We start from the raw sequence: 22,669 nt of genomic DNA on the forward strand, positions 1-22,669 counted from the left end.
AGACTTCTGTAAAGCCGCCGCGCAAGCATTGCATCGACGCGGCAAGAACTGCGCCCGGTACGCGCGACGCTCGGCAACGTGTGCAGCCGATGCGAGTGCGCCCCGGGCTGCGCTTGCCATATTCGCGCGCGATTCGCGTTTATCTTATTTGACCGCCACAGCCTGTTCGGTTTCGCTGGCCGCCGGCACGAGGCCCGACGGCACCGCTTCGCGCGGCTGCAAAAGCAGCGCGACGAGCCCGCTCCAGCCCGTCTGATGCGACGCGCCGACGCCGCGGCCGGTATCGCCATGGAAGTACTCGTGAAACAGCACGAGATCCTTCGAATGCGGGTCGGCCTGCAGTTGCGGATACGCGGCCATCACCGGCCGATTGCCGTTCGCGTCTTTCAGAAACAGCTTCGTGAGGCGGCGCGCGAGCTCGTCGCCGATCTCGCGCAGCGAGAGCCGCTGACCGGACCCGGTCGGATACTCGATGAGGAACTCGTCGCCGTAGTAGCGATGAAATTCGTACAGCGATTCGATCAGCAGAAAGTTGACCGGCATCCAGATCGGCCCGCGCCAGTTCGAGTTGCCGCCGAACACGCGCGAATCCGATTCCGCGGGCAGATACTTGACGCAAAATTCCTTGCCGTCGAACCGGAACACGAACGGGTCGTCGCAATGCACGCGCGACAGCGCACGCACGCCGTAGTCGGATAGAAACTCGGTTTCGTCGAGCGCGCGCCGCAACAACGCCTTCATGCGATGCCCGCGCAACAGCGACAGCAGCAATGTATTGCCCTTGCCCGGCTCGTTCCAGCGCGACACGAGCCGCGCGAGATCGGGCCGATGCCGGAAGAACCACATCAACCGTTCGTGCAGGCCGGGCAGCGTGCCGTGCAGCCGGTGTTCGAGCGCATGCACCGCGAACAGCGGAATCAGCCCGACGATCGAGCGCACGCGCATCGGCACGTTGCCGCCGTCGGGCAGCCGCAGCTTGTCGTAGAAGAAGCTGTCCTGGCTGTCCCACAGACCCGTCTCGCAGCCGTCCTCGCAACTCACCGCTTCGGCGATATACAGGAAGTGCTCGAAGAACTTCACGCCGATATCGACGAATACATGGTTTTCATAGGCAAGCTCGAGCGCGATGCGCATGAGGTCGAGCGCATAAGCGGCCATCCACGCGGTGCCGTCCGCCTGATCGATATGGCCGCCCGTCGGCAACGGCGACGAGCGGTCGAAGATGCCGACGTTATCGAGCCCGAGAAAACCGCCCTGAAAGATATTGCGGCCGTCCGCGTCCTTGCGGTTCACCCACCACGAGAAATTCAGCAGCAGCTTGTGAAACACGAGTTCCAGAAAATCGCGGTCGCCCTTGCCGGTCAGCGCGCGATCGATCTCGTAGACGCGCCACGCGGCCCACGCATGCACGGGCGGGTTCGCATCGCTGAAGGCCCATTCATAGGCGGGCAACTGGCCGTTCGGATGCTGATAGCGGTCTTTCACGAGCAGCAGCAGCTGACGCTTGGCGAACGCGGGGTCGATCAGCGCGAAGGCCGCCGCATGAAACGCGAGGTCCCATGACGCGTACCACGGGTACTCCCACTTGTCCGGCATCGACACGATGTCCGCGTTGCACAGATGCCGCCAGTCCGCATTGCGGCCGCGCCGGCGGCCCGCGGGCGGCTCCGGCTGCGCCGGGTCGCCGTCCATCCAGCGCTGCACGTCGAACTGGTAGAACTGCTTCGACCACAACATGCCGGCCAGCGCCTGACGCTGCACGAGCCGCTCGTCCGGGTCTTCGATCTCGCGCTGCAGCACGCCGTAGAACTCGTCCGCTTCGGCGATCCGGCGCGCGAACAGCGCCTCGCAGTCGAGCGGCACTTCATCGGGCGACGACGCGACGCGCCAGCGCATATAGACGACCGCGGTGCCGTGCGGCTCGAGTTCGAGCGGCACATGCGCGCCCGCCTTCGAACCGGAATCGCGGCGCACCGCGTCGCGCTCGCCATGCACGAGGTAGTCGTTGAAGCCGTCCTTGAACGGGCCGATCGCATCTTCCATGCCGTACAGGCGGCGCGGGTTCGTCTCGTTCTCGCAGAACAGCCATTCGACGCCGGTTCCGTAACCGGTATTCTCCCGCTCGAGATCCTTGCGCCACGCGGCGACGACGATCGACTCGTAGCCCGGATGACGGCCGAACAGATACGTGCGGTCGCGCATTCTTTCGAACATCAGCGAGGGTTTGTCTTCGAGCCCTTTCCACGACCACTTATTGCGCGCCCAGATCTGCGGCAGCACGTCGAGCGACGCGGCTTCGTCCGCGCGATTCTCGACGGTCACGCGCATCACGATGTCTTCGGGCGTGTGCTTCGCGTACTCGACCGTTATGTCGAAGTAGCGCGAATTGTCGAACACGCCCGTGTCGAGCACTTCGTATTCGGGCATATCGGCGCCGCGGCGCGCGTTTTCTTCGACGAGATCGGCGTACGGATACGCGGCATGCGGATATTTGTACAGCATGCGCATGTACGAATGCGTCGGCGTGCCGTCGAGGTAAAAATACAGTTCCTTCACGTCCTCGCCATGATTGCCTTGCGAGTTCGTGAGACCGAAGAGACGTTCCTTGATGATCGGGTCGCGCCGGTTCCACAGCGCGAGCGACACGCACCAGTTCAGCATGTCGTCGCCGAAGCCGGCAAGGCCGTCTTCACCCCAGCGGTAAGCGCGGCTGCGCGCATGATCGTGCGGGAAGTAGTCCCATGCGGTGCCGTTCGAACTGTAGTCCTCGCGCACCGTACCCCACTGGCGTTCGCTCAGATACGGGCCCCAGCGTTGCCAGTGCGCGCAGTCGGCGGAATGCAGACGGGCGCCCTCGACGGTGTCGAGCAGATTGCAGGCACGTAGGCAGGGCATGACAGCGTCCTCCTTTTGACAAGGCAGCAGGAGTCACATCGTAGCGCGCTTTGCGCGGCGTTGCGCAATTAGCGGGGCATCGCTAGTCCCGCGCGGCCAGCAGCGCGCCGATGCGCAGCCGCTCGCCGAGCGACCACGCCTGAAATGGCGCGCCCGCGGGCCGATGCGGCGCGTCGGCGTCGGCAATTTCACTGATGTGATCGAGGCCCGCGCGATCCAGATGCGCATCGAGCGGTGCGAGAAAACGTTCGCAGGCTGCCGCGCGCGCCGCCGCGTCGGGTGCCTCGACACGCAGCCACGCTTCGACAAACGGACCGAGCAGCCACGGCCACACCGTGCCTTGATGATAGGCGCCATCGCGCTCGCGCGGGCCGCCCGCATAATGCGCGCGGTACGCGGGGTCCGACGGCGCGAGCGTGCGCAGGCCGAGCGGCGTGAGCAGATGAATGCGCACCTGGTCGACGACGGCCCGCGCGGTGGCGCCATCGACAATCTGAAACGGTAGCCCGCCGACCGCGAAAATCTGGTTCGGACGGATCGAACGGTCGAAGGTGCCGGGCACGTGATCGACATCGACGACGTCGAACAGCGCGCGGCTGGCCGGATCGACGAATCGTTCGACGAAAGCGCGCGCCGCGCGCCGGGCCGGCTCGCGCCACTGCGTGTTCCAGTTTGATGCGATGCGCAATGCGTTGATCCACAGCGCCTGAATTTCGACGGGCTTGCCGATGCGCGGCGTCACGACCCAATCGCCGATCTTTGCGTCCATCCATGTCAGCTGCACGCCGGGCACGCCCGCGCGCAGCAGGCCGTCGTCGGCGGCGCCGATGGCAAAGCGCGTGCCGCGCGTATAGCCGGAGAGAATCGTGTCGACTGCCTGCTGCAAGCGCCGGCGTGTCGCATCCGGCGCGTGCCGCACAGCAAGATAGTCGTGTACGGCCACGACGAACCACAGCGATGCGTCAACCGAGTTGTATTCAGGGGCGTCGCCGTAGTCGGGGAAGCGGTTCGGCAGCATGCCTTCGGAGAGCGTCGCCGACCATTGCAGCAAAATCGCTTCCGCTTCGTCGTAACGGCCGCACGTGAGCAGCAGCCCGCGCATCGCGATAAACGTGTCGCGGCCCCAGTCGGTGAACCACGGAAAGCCGGCGACGATCGTGCGGCCCCCCTCGCGCGCAACCACATACGCATCGGCCGCGCGCTGCAGGCGCGACGCGAATGCGGCGCGGCGAGTGCGTTCCGCATGCTCGAGCTGCTGGGCATGCGCGAAGGCGTCGGAGGTCGACGACGCGCGCGCGCGCGGCACACCCTCGGCACTCAGGATCAACACAGCATCGCCGGCCGCGAGATCGAACGAAAAGATGCCCGGCGTTGCGAGGTCTTCGGTGAATTCGAGTCCGCGCTCGCGTTCGACCGGATAGCAGAAATTGCGGTACCAGTCGGGCGCGTGCTCGTAGGCGCCGTTCGATGCCGCGCGAATCGCCGGCACATCGCCATAGGGCTGCCAGCGCACACGGGCGCCGTCGATCTCAGCGCTGAAATTGAAGGCGCGGTTCTCGTGATGCAGCGCGTGATAGTCGCGTCCCGACAGCAGCGGGCGCACATGCAGTGTGATGCCGCCGCGCGCAGGCTCGCCCGCTGCGCTGCCGTTCGCTGCGTTCGCTCCGTTCGTTGCGTTCGTTGCGTTCGTTGCGTTCGTTGCGTTCGCTGCGTTCGCTGCGTTCGCTGCCTTTGCTGCGTTCGCACGGCATTGCAGACGCCAGCGCAACACAGTCTCGCCGGTCGCTTTCACCACGAACACTTCCGCGCTCACTTCGGCGCTCACCTGGGCACTCGCCTCGGTGGACCCACCGAGCGCGAGGCGCCACGTCGGCCACGGTTCGGTCGTGAAGCCCAGCAGACGATCGGCGATATCGGGTACGTTCAGATCGGGCGCATAGCACTGCGCCGTCAGCGGATAGCGCTCGCCGTTCATATCGACCCACGCCTCGATGCCGTTGACGAGCACGAAGCGCCCCGCCGGCGGCCGCGTGGCCGCAAGCAGCAACGCGTGATAGCGGCGCGTGCGCGGCATACCGACCGTGCCCGATGCAAAACCGCCGAAGCCGTCCGCTTCGAGCCATTCGTCTTGTAAACGCTCGTTGTCGATCGGCCCTGCGATGGTCGTCATCGATATGCCCCTCTCTCCTGTTGCCGATTCACTGCGGCAGCACGACCCACACTTCGAGCCCGCCGCCCTCGCGCGGATGAAACTGCAGCGTGCCGCCGTGCAGGCGTGCAATCCGTTCGACGATCGCGAGGCCGAGCCCCGTGCCGCTCGTGCCGCTATGCGCGTTCCTGCCGCGTTGAAACGGTGCCTTCAACGCTTCGAGTTCGGCGGCCGAGAGACCGGTGCCGCGATCGCCAACCGCGACATACACCGCATGCGCGTCGCGCCACGTGCGCACCGCGAACCCGCTGCGGCCGTACTTGATCGCATTCTGCATCAGGTTCATGAGCAGCCGCATCATGCTGATCGGGCGGAACACGACCGGGGGCAAGTCCGCGAGCGACAGTTCGAAATCATGCCCGAGGCCCGCGAAATCCGCAGCAAGCTGCTCGACGAGCGCATTGAGATCGCCGGGCTGCGCGGTTTCGCGCTCGCCGCTGCCCGCATAGTCCATGAACTGCTGCAGGATTGTGTCGATCTGATCGAGGTATGACTCGGCTGCATCGGTGAACGGCGCATCGCGCGGCGCGCCGGCCATCGCCATCGCAAGACGCAGCTTCGTGAGCGGCGTGCGGATATCGTGAGAAATGCCGGCGAGCATCACCGCGCGCGTCGCTTCGGCCTGCTTGAGCGCCTCGGTCATCTGGTTGAACGCCGTGCTGACCTGCGCGATCTCGGTCGGCCCGTCGACGGGCAGCGGCGCGGGCGCGTCGCCTGCGCTGATGCGCCGCGCCGCCTCGGCCAGATGCTTGAGTGGCCGGTTCAGATGCAGTTGAAGCAGAAAGCCGGTCAGCGCGGCGAGCACGCCGAGCGAGAGCGCGAGCAGCAGTGCAGTCAGGATTCTGCCGCCTTGCGCCTCTTCGGGCAGCATCAGCGCAATCCAGTACGGCGCGTCGGCGATATGCACGCGCAGCCACATCGTTTGCGGCGCGCCGCGCGCCGGTTCCGCTTCCCAGCGCACGTCGCTGCCGGCAGGCAGGTAGCGGCGCAGCGTCTCGAGAAAAATGCCGAGCTCGTGCGTGCGGTAAAACTCGAGCGGGTTCATCGGCGGTTGCGCCAGCGCGTCGGACGGCACCTCGGCGCGCGCGCCGATGCGCGCTACCGTCACGTCGCGCGATGCGCGCGGCGTCGCGGCCAGCACCGCGTCGAGCGTCGTGATGTATGCGCCGAACACCGCGGCCGCACGCTCGACGCGCGGCCGCTGCACATAGTGCAGCAACACGGTCAGCGAGCACGCCTCGCTCACCACGACAAGCGCGAACAACAGAACGATATTGCGGGCAAGCAATGAGCGCGGCATCAGGCGTGGTATCGGGCGTGGTATCAGGCGCGCCATTATTCGACGTCGGCAATCAGCATATAGCCGACGCCCCAGACAGTTTTGATAAAGCGCGGCTTCGACGGATCGCTTTCGATCACCTGGCGCAGCCGCAGCACCTGCACGTCGATGCTGCGATCGAGCGCATCGTGGTCGCGGCCGCGGGCGCGTGCAATCAGATTGTCGCGGCTCACCGCGCGGTTCGGCGACGAGCCGAGCGCGGTCAGCAGCAGCATCTGCGCGGAATGCAGCTCGATCGGTTCGTCGCCGCGAAACAGCAGGTTCTTGCCGACGTCGAGGCGAAACTCGCCGAAGCGCAGCGTTTGCGTCGTGACGGTCGGGTCGCCCGATGCGATCTTCTGCCGCCGCAACAGCGCGTTGATGCGCGCGGTCAACTCCTGCGGCAGGAAAGGCTTGGCGAGATAGTCGTCGGCCCCGGTTTCGAGGCCGACCACGCGATCGAGCGGATCGCCCTTCGCGGTCAGCATCAGGATCGGCAAGGTCTGACCTTCGGCACGCAGGCGAGCGCAAATCTCGAGACCGTTTTCCTCGCCGATCATCAGATCGAGCACGAGCAGATCGAACGGCTCGCGCTCGAGATAGCGCGCAAGGCGCGCGCTGTTTTCGACCACCCGCACCGAAAAACCCTGCGACGTCAGAAAGCGCTGCAACATATTGCGCAATTCGGCTTCGTCGTCGAGCACGATGATGCGGGGGGACTTGTCCATGCAAGGCTCCTTTGAAAACACGCTATTCACGCCGTTGTGTCGCGAGGAACTGCTCGATGTGCGGCAGTGTTACATAACCGACTTTCTGCGTGTCGATCTGGTCGAAATGCTGCGCGACGCGCGGCATGCCGAGTTCTGCCTGCTGTTTCGTGAGCTTGCCGTCGTGCGTCGTGTTGGCAGCCGTAAAGCGTTCCTGCAACTGCTGCATCATCTGCTGCATGCGGGCCGAGCCGCCCATTCCCATGCCCATGCCCTGCATCGACTGCGCGTTCTGCGCGGGCAGCGTCTGGGCCGGTGCGTTTTGTGCCGGCGCTTCCTGCGCCAATACGCTCGCCGATGCGAGGCACAGCGCCAGCGTCGCAATCCACTTCTTCATCCCTACCTCCGTTGTGTCGCTCACCTGCGTCGCTTGCGATATGCCGCGAACCGTTCGGTGACAGGGCGAATTCTTGTCGCTCGCCGCGCTCGACGCAACGCGAAAACCATGTCATTCCATGTCGCCGGTTCGGCCGCCACGACGACATCGAATGAAACATGTTTTCGCTGTTTTTTCCGTGCCGCGCTCCGTATCGTTTGCTGCAGGTTCATACCCGTTCGTCGGTTCTGTTGCGCGCCGCAGCGTCGCGTGTGTTCCCTTTCCGCCTGATCGACACAAGGAGTGTTGCGTGAATATCCGTTCTGTCTGTTCGTCCGCTGCCGCCGCGCTCGGCATCGGCTGGTCCGCGTGGTCGTCGAGCGCGCTTGCGGGGACCGTGTTCGTGCACGCCGCCTATGTGCCGGCCGCCGCCGTCTGCCCGCCGCCGCGTTCCGTTTATGCGCCGTCGCCCGCTTATGTCATGCAGGCTTCCGTCACCGCTGCGGCGACCGTGGCGCCGCCGCTCACGTCGCTGCCCTATGCGGCCGTGCCGATTCCGGTGCCCTGCAATGTCGTTGCGCCTGCCGCGCCGGCCCGCAGTATCGTCTATGCGCAGCCCGTGCGCGCGGTCCCGGCCGTCACGGTTTCCGCCATCGCCGCGCCGCGTTGATCCCGTTGCGCGTGCATCGAAGTGCACGAAGTGCGTGAAGTGCGTGAAGTGCAGACAATCGCCTGCCGCAAGCGCCTAACGCGCATCGCGTATCGCCTCGAACACGGCCTTCAGGTTTTGCGCTTTCGTCGCGAGCACTTTCGGTATTTCATCGAGCCGCACCGATTCCTGCACGTCGCCGGGTCGCGGCGGATTGTCGATGGCAAAGAGCAGCGTCTCGTTGTCGCCCGATGCGCCGATCGCCTGCACGGTCATCGTTTTGAACGAGATCTTGCTGACGCCCGCGACGCGTTTCACGCCATTGATCGCGATGCCGACCGGCGTCAGGTTGCGCAACCGAAAGCCCTGCTTTTCGAGCCGCACGTCGGTCAGCGCAATCTGCAGGATCAGCGAATCAGGTTGCGGCGTGTCGACGACCGTCATGTCCTTCATCACTTCCTGCGTCAGGATCTGCGCGAAGGTACGCGTGACCTGCGCCATTTCTTCGGGGTCGATGCCTTTGTACGGCGAATCCGGTGCGAGAAATACTTCGATCGGCACGAGGTAGACGCTGTGCAGCCGTGCGCGCTGCGCCGGGTAATCCGGCGCCATGTACCCCTTCGTGCCGGGGAATTGCGCAACCGGCGTGAGTTGCACGCTGTTCGGTATCAGATAGTCGGCGCGCGCGGCGCCACAATGAAATGCAAGCGGCACGAGCAACGCCGTGCCCGCAATCAGCGATGCCGCGCGCATCTTCGATCGCGTTAGCAGCGTCAGCAGCGTTTGCGCCGTCGACGCGCTCAAGCACCCGAACCGCAGATTCGTCGGCATTTTCATGATTCATTCCCCGATGCGGCGGCCTTGTACACCCGCGTGGAATCAGCATAGGCGATTTGCGATGCGCGCCCGCCTGGTGGATTCCCGCTGCAAACCATGCGGACAAAGCCCTGCACTGCCTGTGCCCGTTTGAAGACACACGCTCGACCCATGCTAGGCTATGCGCCAATTCGGCATGCCGCCGGGCATTTTGCATCCCGAAAAGACCAGATTAGTTGCATTGACTATCGGCATCCGTGCGTCTCACCTCAGATGGCGCGCGCGAAATATGGTGGATTGATGACAAAGGACAATAAGCCGCTCTACCTGTTACGAGACCGTCTATGCACGGCGCTTCGCGGTGCCGCGCCGCCCGCGCGCTCTCCGGCGCTTTTTCCTGCGCTTTTTCCTGCGCTTTTTCCCACTCTATCGTCGGCCGTGCTGCTGCCAGTACTCCTGACAGGCTGCATGGTCGGTCCCGATTACCGTACGCCCGCGCCGCCCGCAACCGACCGCTACACCACCGCGCCGTTACCGGATCAAACCGCGTCGGCGCCCGGTGCGTCGGGCGTGCCGCAGCACTTCGCAGCGGGTGAAGAGATTCCGGCCGCGTGGTGGTCGCTGTTCCATTGCGAGCCGCTCGACACGCTGATTCGCAAAGCGCTCGCGAACAGTCCGAATATCGCGTCGGCACGCGCCGCACTGCGCCAGTCGCGCGAGAACCTGAGCGCGCAGTTCGGCGGCTCGCTGCTGCCGCGCGTCGACGCGCAACTGAATGCAACACGCGAGAAATTCAACGGCATTACCTTCGGACAGCCGCAGTTCACCGAAGACCTGAACCTGTACAACTCGTCGGTCAGCGTGTCGTATGCGCTCGACATCTGGGGCGGCGCACGCCGCGGCGTCGAGGCGGCGCGCTCGCAGGTCGACTATCAGCGCTACCAGTTGCAGGCGGCATGGCTCGCGCTGACGGCGAACATCGTCACCGCGGCGGTCAAGGAAGCGTCGCTGCGTGCGCAGATCGCCGCGACCGAAGAAATCGCGACGGAGGAAGACGCCCAGCTCAAGGTGCTGAAACAGCAGTTCGAACTCGGCGGTATCGGCAAAACCGACGTCCTCACGCAGCAGACGCTGCTCGCGCAAACACGCGCGACGCTGCCGCCGCTGCGGCAACAGCTCGACCAGACGCGCCATCAGCTCGCGGTGCTGTCGGGCAGCCCGCCGAACGACCCGACGCTGCCCGAGTTCCGGCTCGCGATGTTCTCGCTGCCGCAAACGCTGCCGGTCAGCGTGCCGTCGGCGCTCGTCAGGCAGCGGCCCGATATTCTCGCAGCCGATGCAACACTGCATCAGGCGAGCGCGCAGATCGGCGTCGCGACCGCGAACATGTATCCGCAGATCACGCTGTCGGCCAGCTGGGGCACGCAGTCGCTGACCCCCGCCGAACTGTTCCGCGCGGAAAGCACGGTATGGGCCATCGGCGCCGGCGTGCTGCAGCCGGTGTTCCGCGGCGGCCAGTTGCTCGCGGAAAAGCGCGCGGCGGTGGCCGCATACGAACAGGCCGATGCGCAATACCGTCAAACCGTGTTGTTAGCGTTCCAGAACGTGGCCGATTCGTTGCGCGCGCTCGATCACGATGCCAACGGCCTGCGTGCGCAAACCGATGCGTGGCAATCGGCCAGCGACGCGCTCGAGATGGCGCGCGGCCAGTTCAAGCTCGGCGGCATCAGCTACCTGTCGCTGCTCGTCACGCAGCGCCAGTATCAGCAGACCGTGGTCGATCTCGCGCAGGCGCAGGCCGCGCGCTACGCGGATACCGCCGCGCTCTTCCAGGCGCTCGGCGGCGGCTGGTGGAACGATCCGCTGCCGGAGACCGCCGCGGTGCAATGAGGTATCCGCCGCCGCCCGAAGGCCCAATGAAACCGCGATAAAGCCGCAATGAAGCCCCAGCGAAGCCGCGGCGCTTCGACCACCGGATACACCGAACACACCGGATAAGCACAAAGCGTTGCCAGACAGCCCGAGGCGAGCCAGCGCCGGCGCTTCACGATTGAGACGTGCAAGGACATAACGATGAGCACAAAAGGACCGACCGCAAATCAGATCGACACCGTGGATACGCCCGCACGTCACAGGCGGCGCATGACGAAGCGCATGATCATCATGCTGATCTGCGTCGCGCTGCTGCTCGGCGCGATCGTCGGCTTCAATCTGTTCAAGGCGCACATGATCGCGAAGTTCATGTCGGGCAACGCCCTGCCGCCCGCCACGGTCACCGCGACCGTGGCGAAATACCAGACGTGGCAGCCGCAGCTCGCGGCGGTCGGCAGCCTGCGCGCGGTGCGCGGCGTCGACGTGACGACCGAAGTGCCCGGCCTCGTGCGCGAGATCGCGTTCTCGTCGGGGCAGGATGTCAAGGCGGGCCAGGTGCTCGTGCGTCTGAACGACGATTCCGACGTCGCGCTGCTGCATTCGCTGCAGGCCCAGGCCGATCTCGCGCAAACGGTCTATAAGCGCGACAAGGCGCAATTCGAGATCCAGGCGATCGCGAAGGCGCAACTCGACGCGGACGCCGCCGACCTCAAGGCCAAGACCGCGCAGGTCGCGCAGCAGGCCGCGCTCGTCGAAAAGAAGACAATTCGCGCGCCGTTCGCGGGCCGTGTCGGCATCACGACGGTGAACCCGGGCCAGTATCTGAATCCCGGCGATGCGATCGTCACGCTGCAGGCCATCGATCCGATCTATGCCGATTTTTATCTGCCGCAACAGCAGTTGGGCCAGCTCGCGGTCGGCCAGCAGATCGCGATCGACACCAACGCATTCGGCGGCCGCACCTTCAACGGCAAGATCCGCTCGATCAACCCGCGCGTCGACAGCACGACGCGCAATGTGCAGATCGAGGCGACCGTCGATAACCGCGAACGCAAGCTGCTGCCCGGCATGTACGCGAACGTAAAGATCGACGCGGGCGGCGCGCAGCGTTACCTGACGCTGCCGCAAACGGCGATTACGTATAACCCGTACGGCGCGACGGTGTTCGTCGTGAAGCCGGGCCCGGAAGGCAAGACCCAAGCTGACGCGCACGGCAAGACGATGCCGGTCGCGCAGCAGGTGTTCGTGACGCCGGGGCCGACGCGCGGCGATCAGGTCGCGATCCTGAAGGGCATCGAAGCGGACATGCAGATCGTGACGAGCGGACAGCTGAAGCTGAAAAACGGCACGCCGCTCGTGATCGACAACCGCGTGCAGCCGGCCGACAACCCGAATCCGCAGCCTCAGGAACAATAAGGGGCCGCGCATGAACTTCACCGATATCTTTATCAAGCGGCCGGTGCTCGCGGCCGTCGTGAGCCTGCTGATTCTCGTGCTCGGCGTGCGCGCGCTGATCGCGCTCAAGGTGCGCGAATATCCGCAAACCGAAAACGCCGTGGTCACCGTCACGACCGCATACTACGGCGCGAGCGCCGACACGATCGCGGGCTTCATCACGCAGCCGATGGAAGCCGCGATCGCGCAGGCGCAGGGCATCGACTATATGTCGTCGACCAGCACGACCGGCGTGTCGACCATCACCGTCACGTTGCGTCTGAACTACGACTCGAATCGCGCGCTCACCGAAATCAACACGCAGATCGCGTCGGTGCGCAACCAGTTGCCGCCGCAGGCGCAGCAGCCGGTGCTGACCGTGCAGACGGGCGAGACGACCGATGCGATGTATATGGGCTTCTACAGCAGCGTGCTGCCGAGCAACAACGTCACCGACTACCTGCTGCGCGTCGTCAAGCCGAAGCTCGATTCGATCGAAGGCGTGCAGACGGCCGAAGTGCTCGGCGGCCGGCAGTTCGCGCTGCGCGCGTGGCTCGATTCGGCGCGTCTCGCCGCGCATAACGTGACGGCCCAGGACGTGTTCACCGCGCTTGGCAGCAACAACTATCTGGCGACGCTCGGCACCACGAAAGGCCAGATGGTGTCGGTCGACCTCAACGCGGGCACCGACCTGCACACCGTCGACGACTTCAAGAAGCTCGTCGTCAAGCAGAAAGGCACCGCGATCGTGCGGCTCGAAGATGTCGCGAACGTCGTGCTCGGCGCCGACAACTACGACTTCAACGTCGCGTTTTCGGGCAAGCGCTCGGTGTTTATCGGCATCAAGGTGGCGCCCGACGCGAATATTCTCGATGTCGCGAAACGCGTGCGCACCGCGTTCCCGGGCTTGCAGTCGCAGTTTCCGACCGGCATGACCGGCGACATCGTCTACGACGCGACCGACTTCGTCAATACGTCGATCGAGGAAGTGATCAAGACGCTCGTCGAAGCGCTACTGATCGTGACGGTCGTGATCTTCCTCTTTATCGGCAGCCTGCGCGCGGTGATCATTCCGGTGGTCGCGATGCCGCTGTCGCTGATCGGCACGTTCTTTGTGATGCAGGCGCTCGGCTACTCGATCAACCTGCTGACGCTGCTCGCTCTCGTGCTCGCCATCGGCCTCGTGGTGGACGACGCGATTATCGTCGTCGAGAACGTCGACCGGCATATGAAGGAAGAAGGCCGGCCGCCGTTCGAAGCGGCGCTGATCGCGGCGCGCGAACTGGGCGGCCCGATTCTCGCGATGACGGTCGTGCTGATCGCCGTCTATGCGCCGATCGGCTTCCAGGGCGGTCTGACCGGCGCGCTCTTTACCGAGTTCGCGTTCACGCTGGCGGGTGCGGTGACGGTGTCGGGCGTCATCGCCTTGAGCCTTTCGCCGATGATGTGCTCGCGCTTTTTCCGCGCCGAACAGGAATCGAACCGCTTCGTGCGCTTCGTCGACCGGCAGTTCGATCGCGTGCACCGCGGCTATTCGCGCATCCTGCATTCGACGCTCGACGCGTGGCCCGTGTTGATTGTTATGGGCGCGCTGCTGCTCGGCGGCACCGTGTACCTCTTTATGACGTCGCAATCGGAACTCGCGCCGCAGGAAGATCAGGGCATCGTGCTGTCGCAGATCCAGGGCCCGCCGAACGCGACCATCCAGCAGATGCAGACGTACGCGGACCAGGTGTTCGACATTTCGAAACAGCTGCCCGAATACTCGCAGATGTTCCAGCTGACCGGCGCGCCGACGCTGAACCAGGGCATCGGCGGCGTGCTGTTCAAGACCTGGGACAAGCGCAAGAAAGGCGCGACGCAGCTGCAGCAGGAATTGCAGCAGAAATGGAACAGCATTGCAGGCGCGCGCGTCGCCGCGTTCCAGTTTCCGCCGTTGCCGGGCGCGCAAGGGCTGCCCGTGCAGTTCGTCATCACGACGACGGAGCCGTTCGAGAACCTCAACGAAGTCGCGCAATCGGTGCTTGCGAAGGCCTATCAGAGCGGCATGTTCTTCTACGTCGACAGCGACCTGAAGCTCGACAAGCCCGAAAGCGTGCTGCTCGTCGACCGCGACAAGGTCGCCTCGCTCGGCATGACGCAAGCCGATGTCGGCGCGGCGCTCGGTGCGGCGCTGGGCGGCAACTACGTGAACTACTTCTCGATCGCGGGCCGCTCGTACAAGGTGATTCCGCAAGTGCTGCAGACCGACCGCCTGAATCCGTCGCAGGTGCTCGACTACTATCTGCGCACGCCCGACGGCAGCGTGATTCCGGCCTCGACGGTCACGCATCTGAAGCAGCAGGTCGTGCCGGAGTCGATCAACCACTTCCAGCAGCTGAACTCGGCGACCATCTCCGGCGTCGTGGTGCCCGGCGTCTCGCAAGGCGAAGTGCTCGACTTCCTGCGCAAGGCGACCGCCGAAGCGGCGCCGTCCGGCTATGCGGCCGACTATTCGGGGCTGTCTCGCCAGTTCGTGCAGGAGTCGGGCGGCTTCGTCGTCACGCTGCTGTTCGCGACGATCATCGTGTTTCTCGCCCTGGCCGCGCAGTTCGAGAGCTTCCGCGATCCGATCGTGATTCTCGTGTCGGTGCCGATGGCGCTCTTCGGCGCGCTGATCTTTATCAACGTCGGGCTCTCGACGCTCAATATCTACACGCAGGTCGGGCTCGTCACGCTAATGGGGCTCGTCAGCAAACACGGCATTCTGATCGTGCAGTTCGCGAACCAGTTGCAGCGCGCGGGCAAATCGAAGCGCGAGGCGCTCGAAGAAGCGGCCGCGGTGCGTCTCAGGCCGATCCTGATGACGACCGCCGCGATGGTGTTCGGCGTGCTGCCGCTCGTGATCGCGTCGGGCGCGGGCGCGGCGGGCCGCAATGCGATGGGTCTGGTGATCTTTACGGGGCTGTCGATCGGCACGTTGTTTACGCTCTTTGTCGTGCCGGCGATGTATATGTTTATCGGCGCCGACCACCATCGGGATAGGCAAGCACCGAGCGTCGCCTGATCGCGCGGCGGCAGACGCACTAGCAGACGCACTAGCAGGCGGCACGCCGGAATACGGCGCGCCGCCTGCCTTTTTTATCGTCCGTACGCCGCCGACGAGTACGCAAGCCGCGGCGGGGGAAGGGCGACAGGCGTTTGCGGCGCATTCCTGAAATGCAGCAGATGCCAGTAACGGAAAGCGTTGACGCGCTCCGTCCGGATCAGCTGGAAGTCGGAAAAATTCAGCACCTCTTCGAGCGGAAAATCCGACTTGAAGCCGATCACCGATTCGAGTCCCGCCAGCAGGCGCTCGAACGCGCGGACGAAGCGGTTGCGCGAAGCGAAGTGATTGACGACGATCACTTCGCCTCGCACCTTGCATACGCGTGAGATTTCGCGCAGGAAGGCGGCCGGATCGGGCACCACCGACGCCACGTACATCGCGACGACGAAATCGAAACTGTTGTCTTCGAACTGCAGACGGGTCGCATCCATGTTCACAATGCGAATCTGGCTGCCAAGGCCCTCCGATTCGACACGGCGCCGCGCCCGATCGAGCATCTTCTCCGAAATATCGACGCCGGTAATCTGCAGATCGGAGCGGTAAAGCGGCAGCGACAACCCGGTGCCGAGCCCCACTTCAAGCACCTTCGCGCCCGCTTCGGCCCTCGCGTTAATGCGCTCGGTACTGCGCACGCGGCCATGCTGGAACGCACGCCCAAACAGGTAATCGTAAAAACCCGCCGCGAAATCGTAGATTTGTTCAACTCTCATCGCGCCCTCGTTTGATTGGTGGCCCGCTGTCAGACCCGCTGTCAACAGGAATCCCGGCCGCGGCATCGTTCCCGAATCGTTTCGATCGCGTTGTTGCCGCTGCCCGGTCGTCGATCGCGGCCCGCAAGACCGCGATCGTCGCGGCCATCGAATCCGGACAGCGCGCGATGGTCACGACGCCGGATACAACAACCCGGGAATCGAACTATTCCGGAATGGGGTCACAGCTGCAGGGATCAGCGCGCTTTTATCGCGCCGGCTTCGTGGCCTGCGCATGCGGCGTTCCCGCATCGAGTTGCGCGCGCAGCGCGGCGATCACGTCGGTCCAGTCGCCCCGCGCCGTCTGCCGGAAAAGCCGCGCGGTTGCGTACCACGGGCTGTCGCTTCGCCCGAGTTGCCAGCGCCAGTCCGGCATGAACGGCAACGCAATCCACACGGGCTTGCCGAGCGCGCCCGCCAGATGCGCGACCGCCGTATCGACGCCGATCACGAGATCGAGCCGCGAGATCAGCGCGGCGGTATCGGCAAACGTCGTGAGCCGCGACGAGACGTCGCGCAGCACGCCGCCGGCTTCGAGTTCCGCGAGGGTCGCGCGATCGCTGTCGCGCACGTCGTGCTGCAGCGAAACGAAGTCCGCCTGGGCGTCGAATAGCGGTTGCAGCTGTTCGAGCGGGATCGCCCGGTTGCGGTTGCGATCGTTGAGCAGCATGCGGCTTCCGGACCACACGACGCCCACGCGTGGCTTTCCGGTGGAACCGGTGAACAGATCGTCCCATTGCGCGACGAGCGATTCGGGTGCATGCAGATAAGGACCGGCCATCGCGAAGTCGGCTTCGCGCAGCTTCAGCGCAAGCGGCAGACTCAGCGCCGGAATGTGATAGTCGAAAGCCGGCGCCGGTGCGGTCTCGCCGATGACGTCGGCCGCGCCGCGATAGTGCCGCAACAGCGGCAGCAGCGCGTCCTGCACGCGCAACACGACACGCGCGCCCATCGCACCGAGGCGCTCGACGAAGCGCACGAACTGCAGCGTGTCGCCGAACCCCTGTTCCTGATGAACGAAAACCGTCTTGCCGGCGATGGGCTGCGTGCCCGTCCATTGCGTGCTCGACGGAAAACCGTGACTCATCGTGCCGTCGCGCCAGCGCCATTCGTATTCGCGCCAGCCGTGCTCGAATTCGCCGCGCAGCAGATTCGTCTGCGCGCGATTCGTGCGGGCGCCCGCGTCGTTCGGGTCGATCGCCAGTGCCTTTTTGAACTGAAGCATGGCGTCGTCGAAGCGGCCCAGATCGCGCAATACGACACCGAGATTCGTATACGCGGGAACAAAGCGCGGCTTCAGCCTGATTGCCTGCTCGTACGCCTTGCGTTCGTCGTCGAAGCGTTCCATCTGGCCAAGCAGCGTGCCGCGGTTGTAATGCGCTTCGGCCGACTGCGGCTGGAGTTTGCACAGCTGCTCGAGCTTCTCGAGCGCACGCGGCAATTCGCCGATCTGCACCAGCGACATCGCCGCGCCATGCAGCGATGCGACATGATTCGGCAACTGCGCGAGACAACGCTCGAACAGCGTGAGCGCATCATCGTGACGTTGCGCCGATTGACACACCTGTGCAGCAAAGTTCAGGTCGTCGATGGGCATCGGGATGCGCGTCGATGCCGCTACCAGGTGTTGCGCCGCGCGCGCGTGATCGCCCCGTCGCGCAGCGATGAAACCGAGCCCGGCGTGTGCTTCGCCATGCTCGGGCGCGCTTGCCAGCACGCTTTGCAAAAGACGCGCGGCTTCGTCGAATCGACCTTCCGCGTAGTGCTTCTGCGCCTCGGCCAGCGTGGGTTCGAAATCGTGATTCATGCAAACCTGACGTAATGCGAACACATGCGTCCGCTTTCAAACCTGACTACCGATCTGTATTGACCGGGTAAAGACCGGTAGTTTAATCACGAATCGCAGCAGCGGCCCGCAGGCCCGTTACTGCCGCACGAGCCGCACACGGGCAAGCCCTTCGAGCGAGTACACGGCAAGCGCGATCCAGATTGCGCCATAGCCGATCAACTGCGTGCCGCTAAACGGCTCGCGATAAATCAGCACGCCGATCAGCAATTGTAATGTCGGCGTCACATATTGCAGCAATCCGAGCATGGACAGCGGAATGCGCCGCGCACCCGCGGCGAACAGCAGGAGCGGAATCGCCGTAATCGGCCCCGCCAGTGCGAGCAATACCTTCAAACCGGTTGGCGCCGCACCGAAGCCGCTATCGCCATGCAGCGACAAGGCCGCGAGATACAGCAACGCAATGGGCAGCAGCAGAATCGTTTCGAGCGTGAGCCCTTCGAGCGCGCCGAGCTTCGCGGTCTTGCGCAACAGCCCATAGCCGCCGAACGTCAGCGCAAGCGCAATGCTGATCCATGGCGGCCGGCCGTTTTCCCACGTCAGCCACAGCACGCCCGAGGTGGCGAGCGCCACCGCGAGCCACTGCACGGGCCGCAACCGTTCGCCGAGAAAGGCAAGACCGAACAGCACACTGACCAGCGGTGTGACAAAGTAACCGAGGCTCGCCTCGACGATATGCCCGGCGTTCACGGCCCAGATATAGGTGCCCCAGTTCGCCGACAGCAGCGCCGCGCTCGCCGCGAAGCGCGCGAGCAGGCGCTTATCGCGCAGCACGGGCCCAAGCCAGCGCCACTGCAGACGCGCGCTCAGCACGATAAACAGAAACAGCATCGACCAGACCATGCGGTGCGCGAGAATCTCGAGCGGCGCGATCTGATGCAGCGATTTGAAGTAAACGGGAAAGAGCCCCCAGATCGTGAAGGCGAGAAATGCGTAGGCGACGCCGTAGTTCATCGAGATTAACGAAGCGAAAGATCTATCGAACTGTATTGTAAGCTTCGAGTCACGCAATCCAACACGCAAGGTTGCCAGTTTTGCGACAATACGGGTCTTTCGGCATACGAGCTCGTCAATTTCCACAAAGAAATCGCCGATCCGGTGCAATCGGCCAATCTTAAGGACGCTCCGTCCACTGAAGTCATTCCTTCCGATGTCTCTTCCGCACATTGATCTTTTGTATTCCGCCTCCGGGCTTTTCGTTGGTTTTCTCGTCGGTTTGACGGGCGTCGGCGGCGGCTCGCTGATGACGCCGATTCTCGTGCTGCTGTTCAACGTTCACCCGGCCACCGCGGTCGGCACCGATCTGCTCTATGCGTCGGTGACCAAAGCAACCGGCACGCTCGTGCATGGCGTCAAGGGTTCGGTCGACTGGGGCGTCACGCTGCGTCTTGCCGCGGGCAGCGTGCCTGCCGCGACGCTCACGCTGATTCTGCTGCATCGCTATGGAATGGACACGCCGCGCGGCAGCTATCTGATTCAGGTCGTGCTCGGTGCGGCATTGTTGATCACCGCGATCGCGCTCGTGTTCCGGCCGCAGCTCGCCGTCTTCGCGGCGCGCCGTCGGCCGGCGCCCGCCTACGGCAACACGCTCGCGCTCACGATGCTGACGGGCGCCGTGCTCGGCGCGCTCGTCACGCTCACGTCCGTCGGCGCGGGCGCGATCGGCGTGACGGTGCTGTTGCTGTTGTACCCGGCGCTGCCGGTTTCGCGCATCGTCGGCTCCGACATCGCGCACGCAGTGCCGCTCACGCTGCTGGCAGGCGCGGGGCACTGGCTGCTCGGGTCGATCGACTGGTCGGTGCTGCTGTCGCTGCTCGTGGGGTCGTTGCCGGGCATCGTCGCGGGTAGCCTGCTGTCCGCGAAAGCACCGGAGAAGTTGCTGCGCCATGTGCTCGCCGCCACGCTGACCGCAGTCGGCGTGAAGCTCGTGCTGGCTTGACCGGACGCTATTTGAAGAACCGGCAGTTCAGATCCGTTTCGAACTCGCGGACCCAATGCCCGGCGCTGTCCTCGTGATACGACTGCGCCCAGCCGCCGCGCCGCACGGTCACGAGCCGCCGTTCCCGCGCGGTGTCGTGCGCATCGATCGTTGCGGTCACATCGAAATGCGCGGGCGCAAAGCCGTGCCGCGCGCACACCAGTTCGAAAGCTGCCCGTTCGCCGATCGGCAAGTCGGTGTACCTCAAAAGTATCGTGTCCATCATGCGACTCCGATTCCGATACCTCACAGTACGACACCACGTGGGTAAATTATGTGTCATCGCGCACAGGCAGCCTGAATATCCGAAGCGCTGATCGCATCAAGCGTGCGTGGCAGCGCACGGAACGCGCGGGTTGATGCGCGATGAATCGGCTGATCCGGTCGGCTGAACGGCGGGCTGAACGGCGGGCCGAACAGCGCGGTTCAACGGTTCAACGGCGCGACTGAACGGCGTGCCTAGCGCGGCACGCTGACTGTCCCGAACGCCACCCTGATCGCGTTCGATCCCGGACTCGCGACGATCGGCGGCAGATTCGCCGTGCCGAGCGCCGGCGCCGAACCGGGCGTGCCGCCGCGCGGCACCGTGCGGACCACCTGCGACGGCGGCAGCGCGGCGCCGCCTTTCAGGTGACTCCACATCAGGTTCAGCGCCTGAAGGTTGTAGTAATGCAGCGGCACGTAGCGCGTATCGAAACCCGCGACACTGAGGAACGCGTCGAAATGCTGGGCGTTCGTGACTTCGTAAAAGGACAACTGGCTTCTCGATCCTTCAGCGAGGCTGTTCATCGCGAGATATGGACGCGAAGCATGATTGACCGGCACCAGCGTGTCGCTTCTGCCCTGCACGATGATGGCCGGCTTGCCGCGCAGGTTCGCGTTCACGCGAATCGCGTTGACGTTTGTCTGCACCCGCGAGTCGCCGCCCGTCCATAGTCCACGCAGACACACGGCGCCGGCGAAGCTCGCGTCGGCGGTCGCGAGCCGATGATCGAAGCCGAACGGCGGAAGGTTGTACACGAGGTTGATGCCGTTGGTCGGCGGCACGCCGTTGCCGAGGCCGAATATCGACAGCATCGGAGAGACAGGCAGCGGCACGCCCGCCGCGCCTTGCGCATTCGTCGTGCCGAAACTGAAGCCGCACAGGTTGTCGCCGACGCTCGACTTCGTGTACGCGTTCAGGTAAGTGACGGCAACCGCCGGCACCGCCTGCGAATCCCACATCGAGGCTTGCAGCAGGTCGGAGTCCGTTTCGTAGCCGGCCGCATGCAGCCGGTTCAGCGCGTCGGTCGATTGCGTCGCGAGATCGCCGCTGTTGACGAACCCGCTGCCCGCCAGCGAGGCGCAGCGCGCCGTGCGGATGGCCGCGGTGGTCGCGGTCGGCAGCGTCGACAGATACGGCGCGCCGATCAGCGCGGGCGCCGCCGCCGCGCACGGCTGCAGCAGGTTCGCGTAAGTGATGTAGTCGGCCAGCGGCGCGCCTGCCGACGCGATGCGCACGCCGCCTTCGAGCACCTGCGCGTTCGGCGACATGTTGAGGTTGATCTGCGGCTCGCCGACCACCACCGCGGTAATCCATCCCTGCGTGTCCTGCTCGGCGGCCGCGAGCGATGCGCCGCCGCCGTTGCTGACCGAGGCGGCGATCGTGGTGATGCTGCCCGTCCGGTAGCGCACGCCGTGGTTCTTGCCGTTGACGATCGGCGCGAACTGCTGGTTCAGCGCCCAGTACGCGAACTGGATCGCCTCGAGCGTGTCCTTGCCCCAGTCCTGTTCCGGGTTTTGCTGCGAGTGCGCATGCTTGTACGCGTAGCGGTTCGGGAAGGTCTGATTGAAGATCGCGAGACTCGACAACGGCAGGTTCGCGCTAAAAAGACTTTTCGTGCCGGCCGTCGACGCGATGGCAAGCCGGCCGTCGATCAGCGTGACGAGGTTGGTCATCAGTTCGTGCGCGCCGTTGCCGGTGCCCTTGTCGGTGTACGCGACCGCGCAGCCGCGCTTCAAGCCCCATTCGCCGGCCGCCGAAATCGCGCCGTAGACGCCGCGCGAACCCGACGACGTCGCCGTGACGATGCACGGATTCGCCGGATCGAAGCTCACCGGCACCTGGATCATCAACGTGATGTTCTGCAGGCCGCTGCCGTCGTCGGCGTAGGCAATGTATTCGGTGCCGGCGATCTTGCCTTCGCCTAACGTGTCGTTGCCGTTCAGATCGATATTCGGCCCCCAGAAGCGGCCGTACCCGCCATTCGCGGTGATGTCGACCAGCGCGCGGTAATTCGACCAGATCGCGAGACGCCGCAGTTCGGCCGCGGTCGGCGCGCCGGGGTTCGCAAAGCCGGGCGCGTCGCCGGCGAGGCCGGTCTTGCCGAGACCGGCGGTGAGGAGGTCGTCGGTGTTGCCGTCGTAGGAGATCGTCGTCACGCTGCCCGACACGACGAAGGCCGGCAGCACATTGATCGACGAACCGCTGCCGCCAGCGTCGCCGCCATCGCCGCAGGCGCAGACGAGCGCGGTAGCGCACGCCATCGTCGCGAAACGCAAGGATCGGGTTACCGGCATTGTTGTCTCCCGTGCATCACGGACACATCGTGAGCGTAGTAGACGAAACGGCGGGCACAAAGGAACGCCGCGCACATCGGCGGATACATCAGGCAAGGCGCATAAAAGAGAAACGGGCTTCGGCGTGTGCCGAAGCCCGTTTCTCCGATCGGGACCGACCGGTGCGCGTACTG

Annotated in this window: 16 protein-coding genes; 5 read left to right on the plus strand and 11 right to left on the minus strand. The window is 64.8% G+C overall.

Annotated features, from left to right (window positions below; genetic code table 11):
• Nucleotides 1-144: 144 nt before the first annotated feature.
• The 5 genes from ACYPXD_RS25220 to ACYPXD_RS25240 form a co-directional block, all read right to left on the minus strand.
• Nucleotides 145-2,895, minus strand: a complete 2,751-nt coding sequence (locus ACYPXD_RS25220) for an MGH1-like glycoside hydrolase domain-containing protein (RefSeq protein WP_459717476.1) — start codon at nt 2,893-2,895, stop codon at nt 145-147.
• Between the two features lie 82 nt (nt 2,896-2,977).
• Nucleotides 2,978-5,065 (minus strand): amylo-alpha-1,6-glucosidase, encoded by a 2,088-nt coding sequence (locus ACYPXD_RS25225; RefSeq protein WP_459717479.1) that lies wholly within the window; start codon nt 5,063-5,065, stop codon nt 2,978-2,980.
• A gap of 28 nt (nt 5,066-5,093) precedes the next feature.
• A complete protein-coding gene (locus tag ACYPXD_RS25230) occupies nt 5,094-6,404 on the minus strand; it encodes an ATP-binding protein (protein WP_459717481.1) in 1,311 nt (436 codons plus the stop codon).
• A gap of 35 nt (nt 6,405-6,439) precedes the next feature.
• A complete protein-coding gene (locus ACYPXD_RS25235) occupies nt 6,440-7,150 on the minus strand; it encodes a response regulator (protein ID WP_459717484.1) in 711 nt (236 codons plus the stop codon).
• A gap of 22 nt (nt 7,151-7,172) precedes the next feature.
• The gene (locus tag ACYPXD_RS25240; protein ID WP_459717488.1) at nt 7,173-7,526 is read right to left on the minus strand and encodes an EF-hand domain-containing protein; all 354 of its coding nucleotides are present in this window, start codon (nt 7,524-7,526) and stop codon (nt 7,173-7,175) included.
• Nucleotides 7,527-7,815: 289 nt separating this feature from the next.
• Between ACYPXD_RS25240 and ACYPXD_RS25245 the strand changes: the two genes are divergently transcribed.
• Entirely contained in the window at nt 7,816-8,175 is a 360-nt protein-coding gene (locus tag ACYPXD_RS25245; protein ID WP_459717493.1) for a hypothetical protein, read from the plus strand.
• A 75-nt stretch (nt 8,176-8,250) separates the two neighbouring features.
• Here the strand turns inward: ACYPXD_RS25245 and ACYPXD_RS25250 are convergent, their stop codons facing one another.
• The gene (locus ACYPXD_RS25250; RefSeq protein ID WP_459717496.1) at nt 8,251-8,991 is read right to left on the minus strand and encodes a DUF3313 family protein; all 741 of its coding nucleotides are present in this window, start codon (nt 8,989-8,991) and stop codon (nt 8,251-8,253) included.
• Between the two features lie 417 nt (nt 8,992-9,408).
• Between ACYPXD_RS25250 and ACYPXD_RS25255 the strand changes: the two genes are divergently transcribed.
• The 3 genes from ACYPXD_RS25255 to ACYPXD_RS25265 all read left to right on the plus strand — a co-directional run bounded on the left by ACYPXD_RS25255 (nt 9,409) and on the right by ACYPXD_RS25265 (nt 15,322).
• Nucleotides 9,409-10,860, plus strand: coding sequence for an efflux transporter outer membrane subunit (locus tag ACYPXD_RS25255; RefSeq protein WP_459718502.1), 1,452 nt, complete (start codon nt 9,409-9,411; stop codon nt 10,858-10,860).
• 252 nt (nt 10,861-11,112) lie between these two features.
• Nucleotides 11,113-12,258, plus strand: a complete 1,146-nt coding sequence (locus tag ACYPXD_RS25260) for an efflux RND transporter periplasmic adaptor subunit (RefSeq protein ID WP_459718506.1) — start codon at nt 11,113-11,115, stop codon at nt 12,256-12,258.
• 10 nt (nt 12,259-12,268) lie between these two features.
• A complete protein-coding gene (locus tag ACYPXD_RS25265) occupies nt 12,269-15,322 on the plus strand; it encodes an efflux RND transporter permease subunit (RefSeq protein WP_459717499.1) in 3,054 nt (1,017 codons plus the stop codon).
• Between the two features lie 74 nt (nt 15,323-15,396).
• Here ACYPXD_RS25265 and ACYPXD_RS25270 read toward each other — a convergent pair whose 3' ends face one another.
• The 3 genes from ACYPXD_RS25270 to rarD form a co-directional block, all read right to left on the minus strand.
• Nucleotides 15,397-16,074, minus strand: coding sequence for a class I SAM-dependent methyltransferase (locus ACYPXD_RS25270; RefSeq protein ID WP_459717503.1), 678 nt, complete (start codon nt 16,072-16,074; stop codon nt 15,397-15,399).
• A 247-nt stretch (nt 16,075-16,321) separates the two neighbouring features.
• Nucleotides 16,322-17,920 carry a tetratricopeptide repeat protein gene (locus tag ACYPXD_RS25275; protein WP_459717505.1) on the minus strand — a complete coding sequence of 533 codons (1,599 nt, stop codon included), beginning with the start codon at nt 17,918-17,920 and terminating at the stop codon, nt 16,322-16,324.
• Between the two features lie 117 nt (nt 17,921-18,037).
• Nucleotides 18,038-18,913, minus strand: a complete 876-nt coding sequence (rarD, locus tag ACYPXD_RS25280) for an EamA family transporter RarD (protein WP_459717507.1) — start codon at nt 18,911-18,913, stop codon at nt 18,038-18,040.
• A gap of 196 nt (nt 18,914-19,109) precedes the next feature.
• Here rarD and ACYPXD_RS25285 point away from each other — a divergent pair, with 196 nt between their 5' ends.
• On the plus strand, nt 19,110-19,898 hold the full coding sequence (locus ACYPXD_RS25285; protein WP_459717511.1) for a sulfite exporter TauE/SafE family protein: 789 nt from the start codon (nt 19,110-19,112) through the stop codon (nt 19,896-19,898).
• A 7-nt stretch (nt 19,899-19,905) separates the two neighbouring features.
• On the opposite strand, the gene ACYPXD_RS25290 is transcribed toward ACYPXD_RS25285, so the two are convergent.
• A complete protein-coding gene (locus ACYPXD_RS25290) occupies nt 19,906-20,160 on the minus strand; it encodes a hypothetical protein (RefSeq protein WP_459717514.1) in 255 nt (84 codons plus the stop codon).
• A gap of 236 nt (nt 20,161-20,396) precedes the next feature.
• Complete coding sequence (locus ACYPXD_RS25295; protein ID WP_459717518.1) at nt 20,397-22,496, minus strand: D-(-)-3-hydroxybutyrate oligomer hydrolase; 2,100 nt, start codon at nt 22,494-22,496, stop codon at nt 20,397-20,399.
• Nucleotides 22,497-22,669: the final 173 nt, after the last annotated feature.

The sequence above is a fragment of the Paraburkholderia sp. 2C genome, assembly GCF_054589215.1.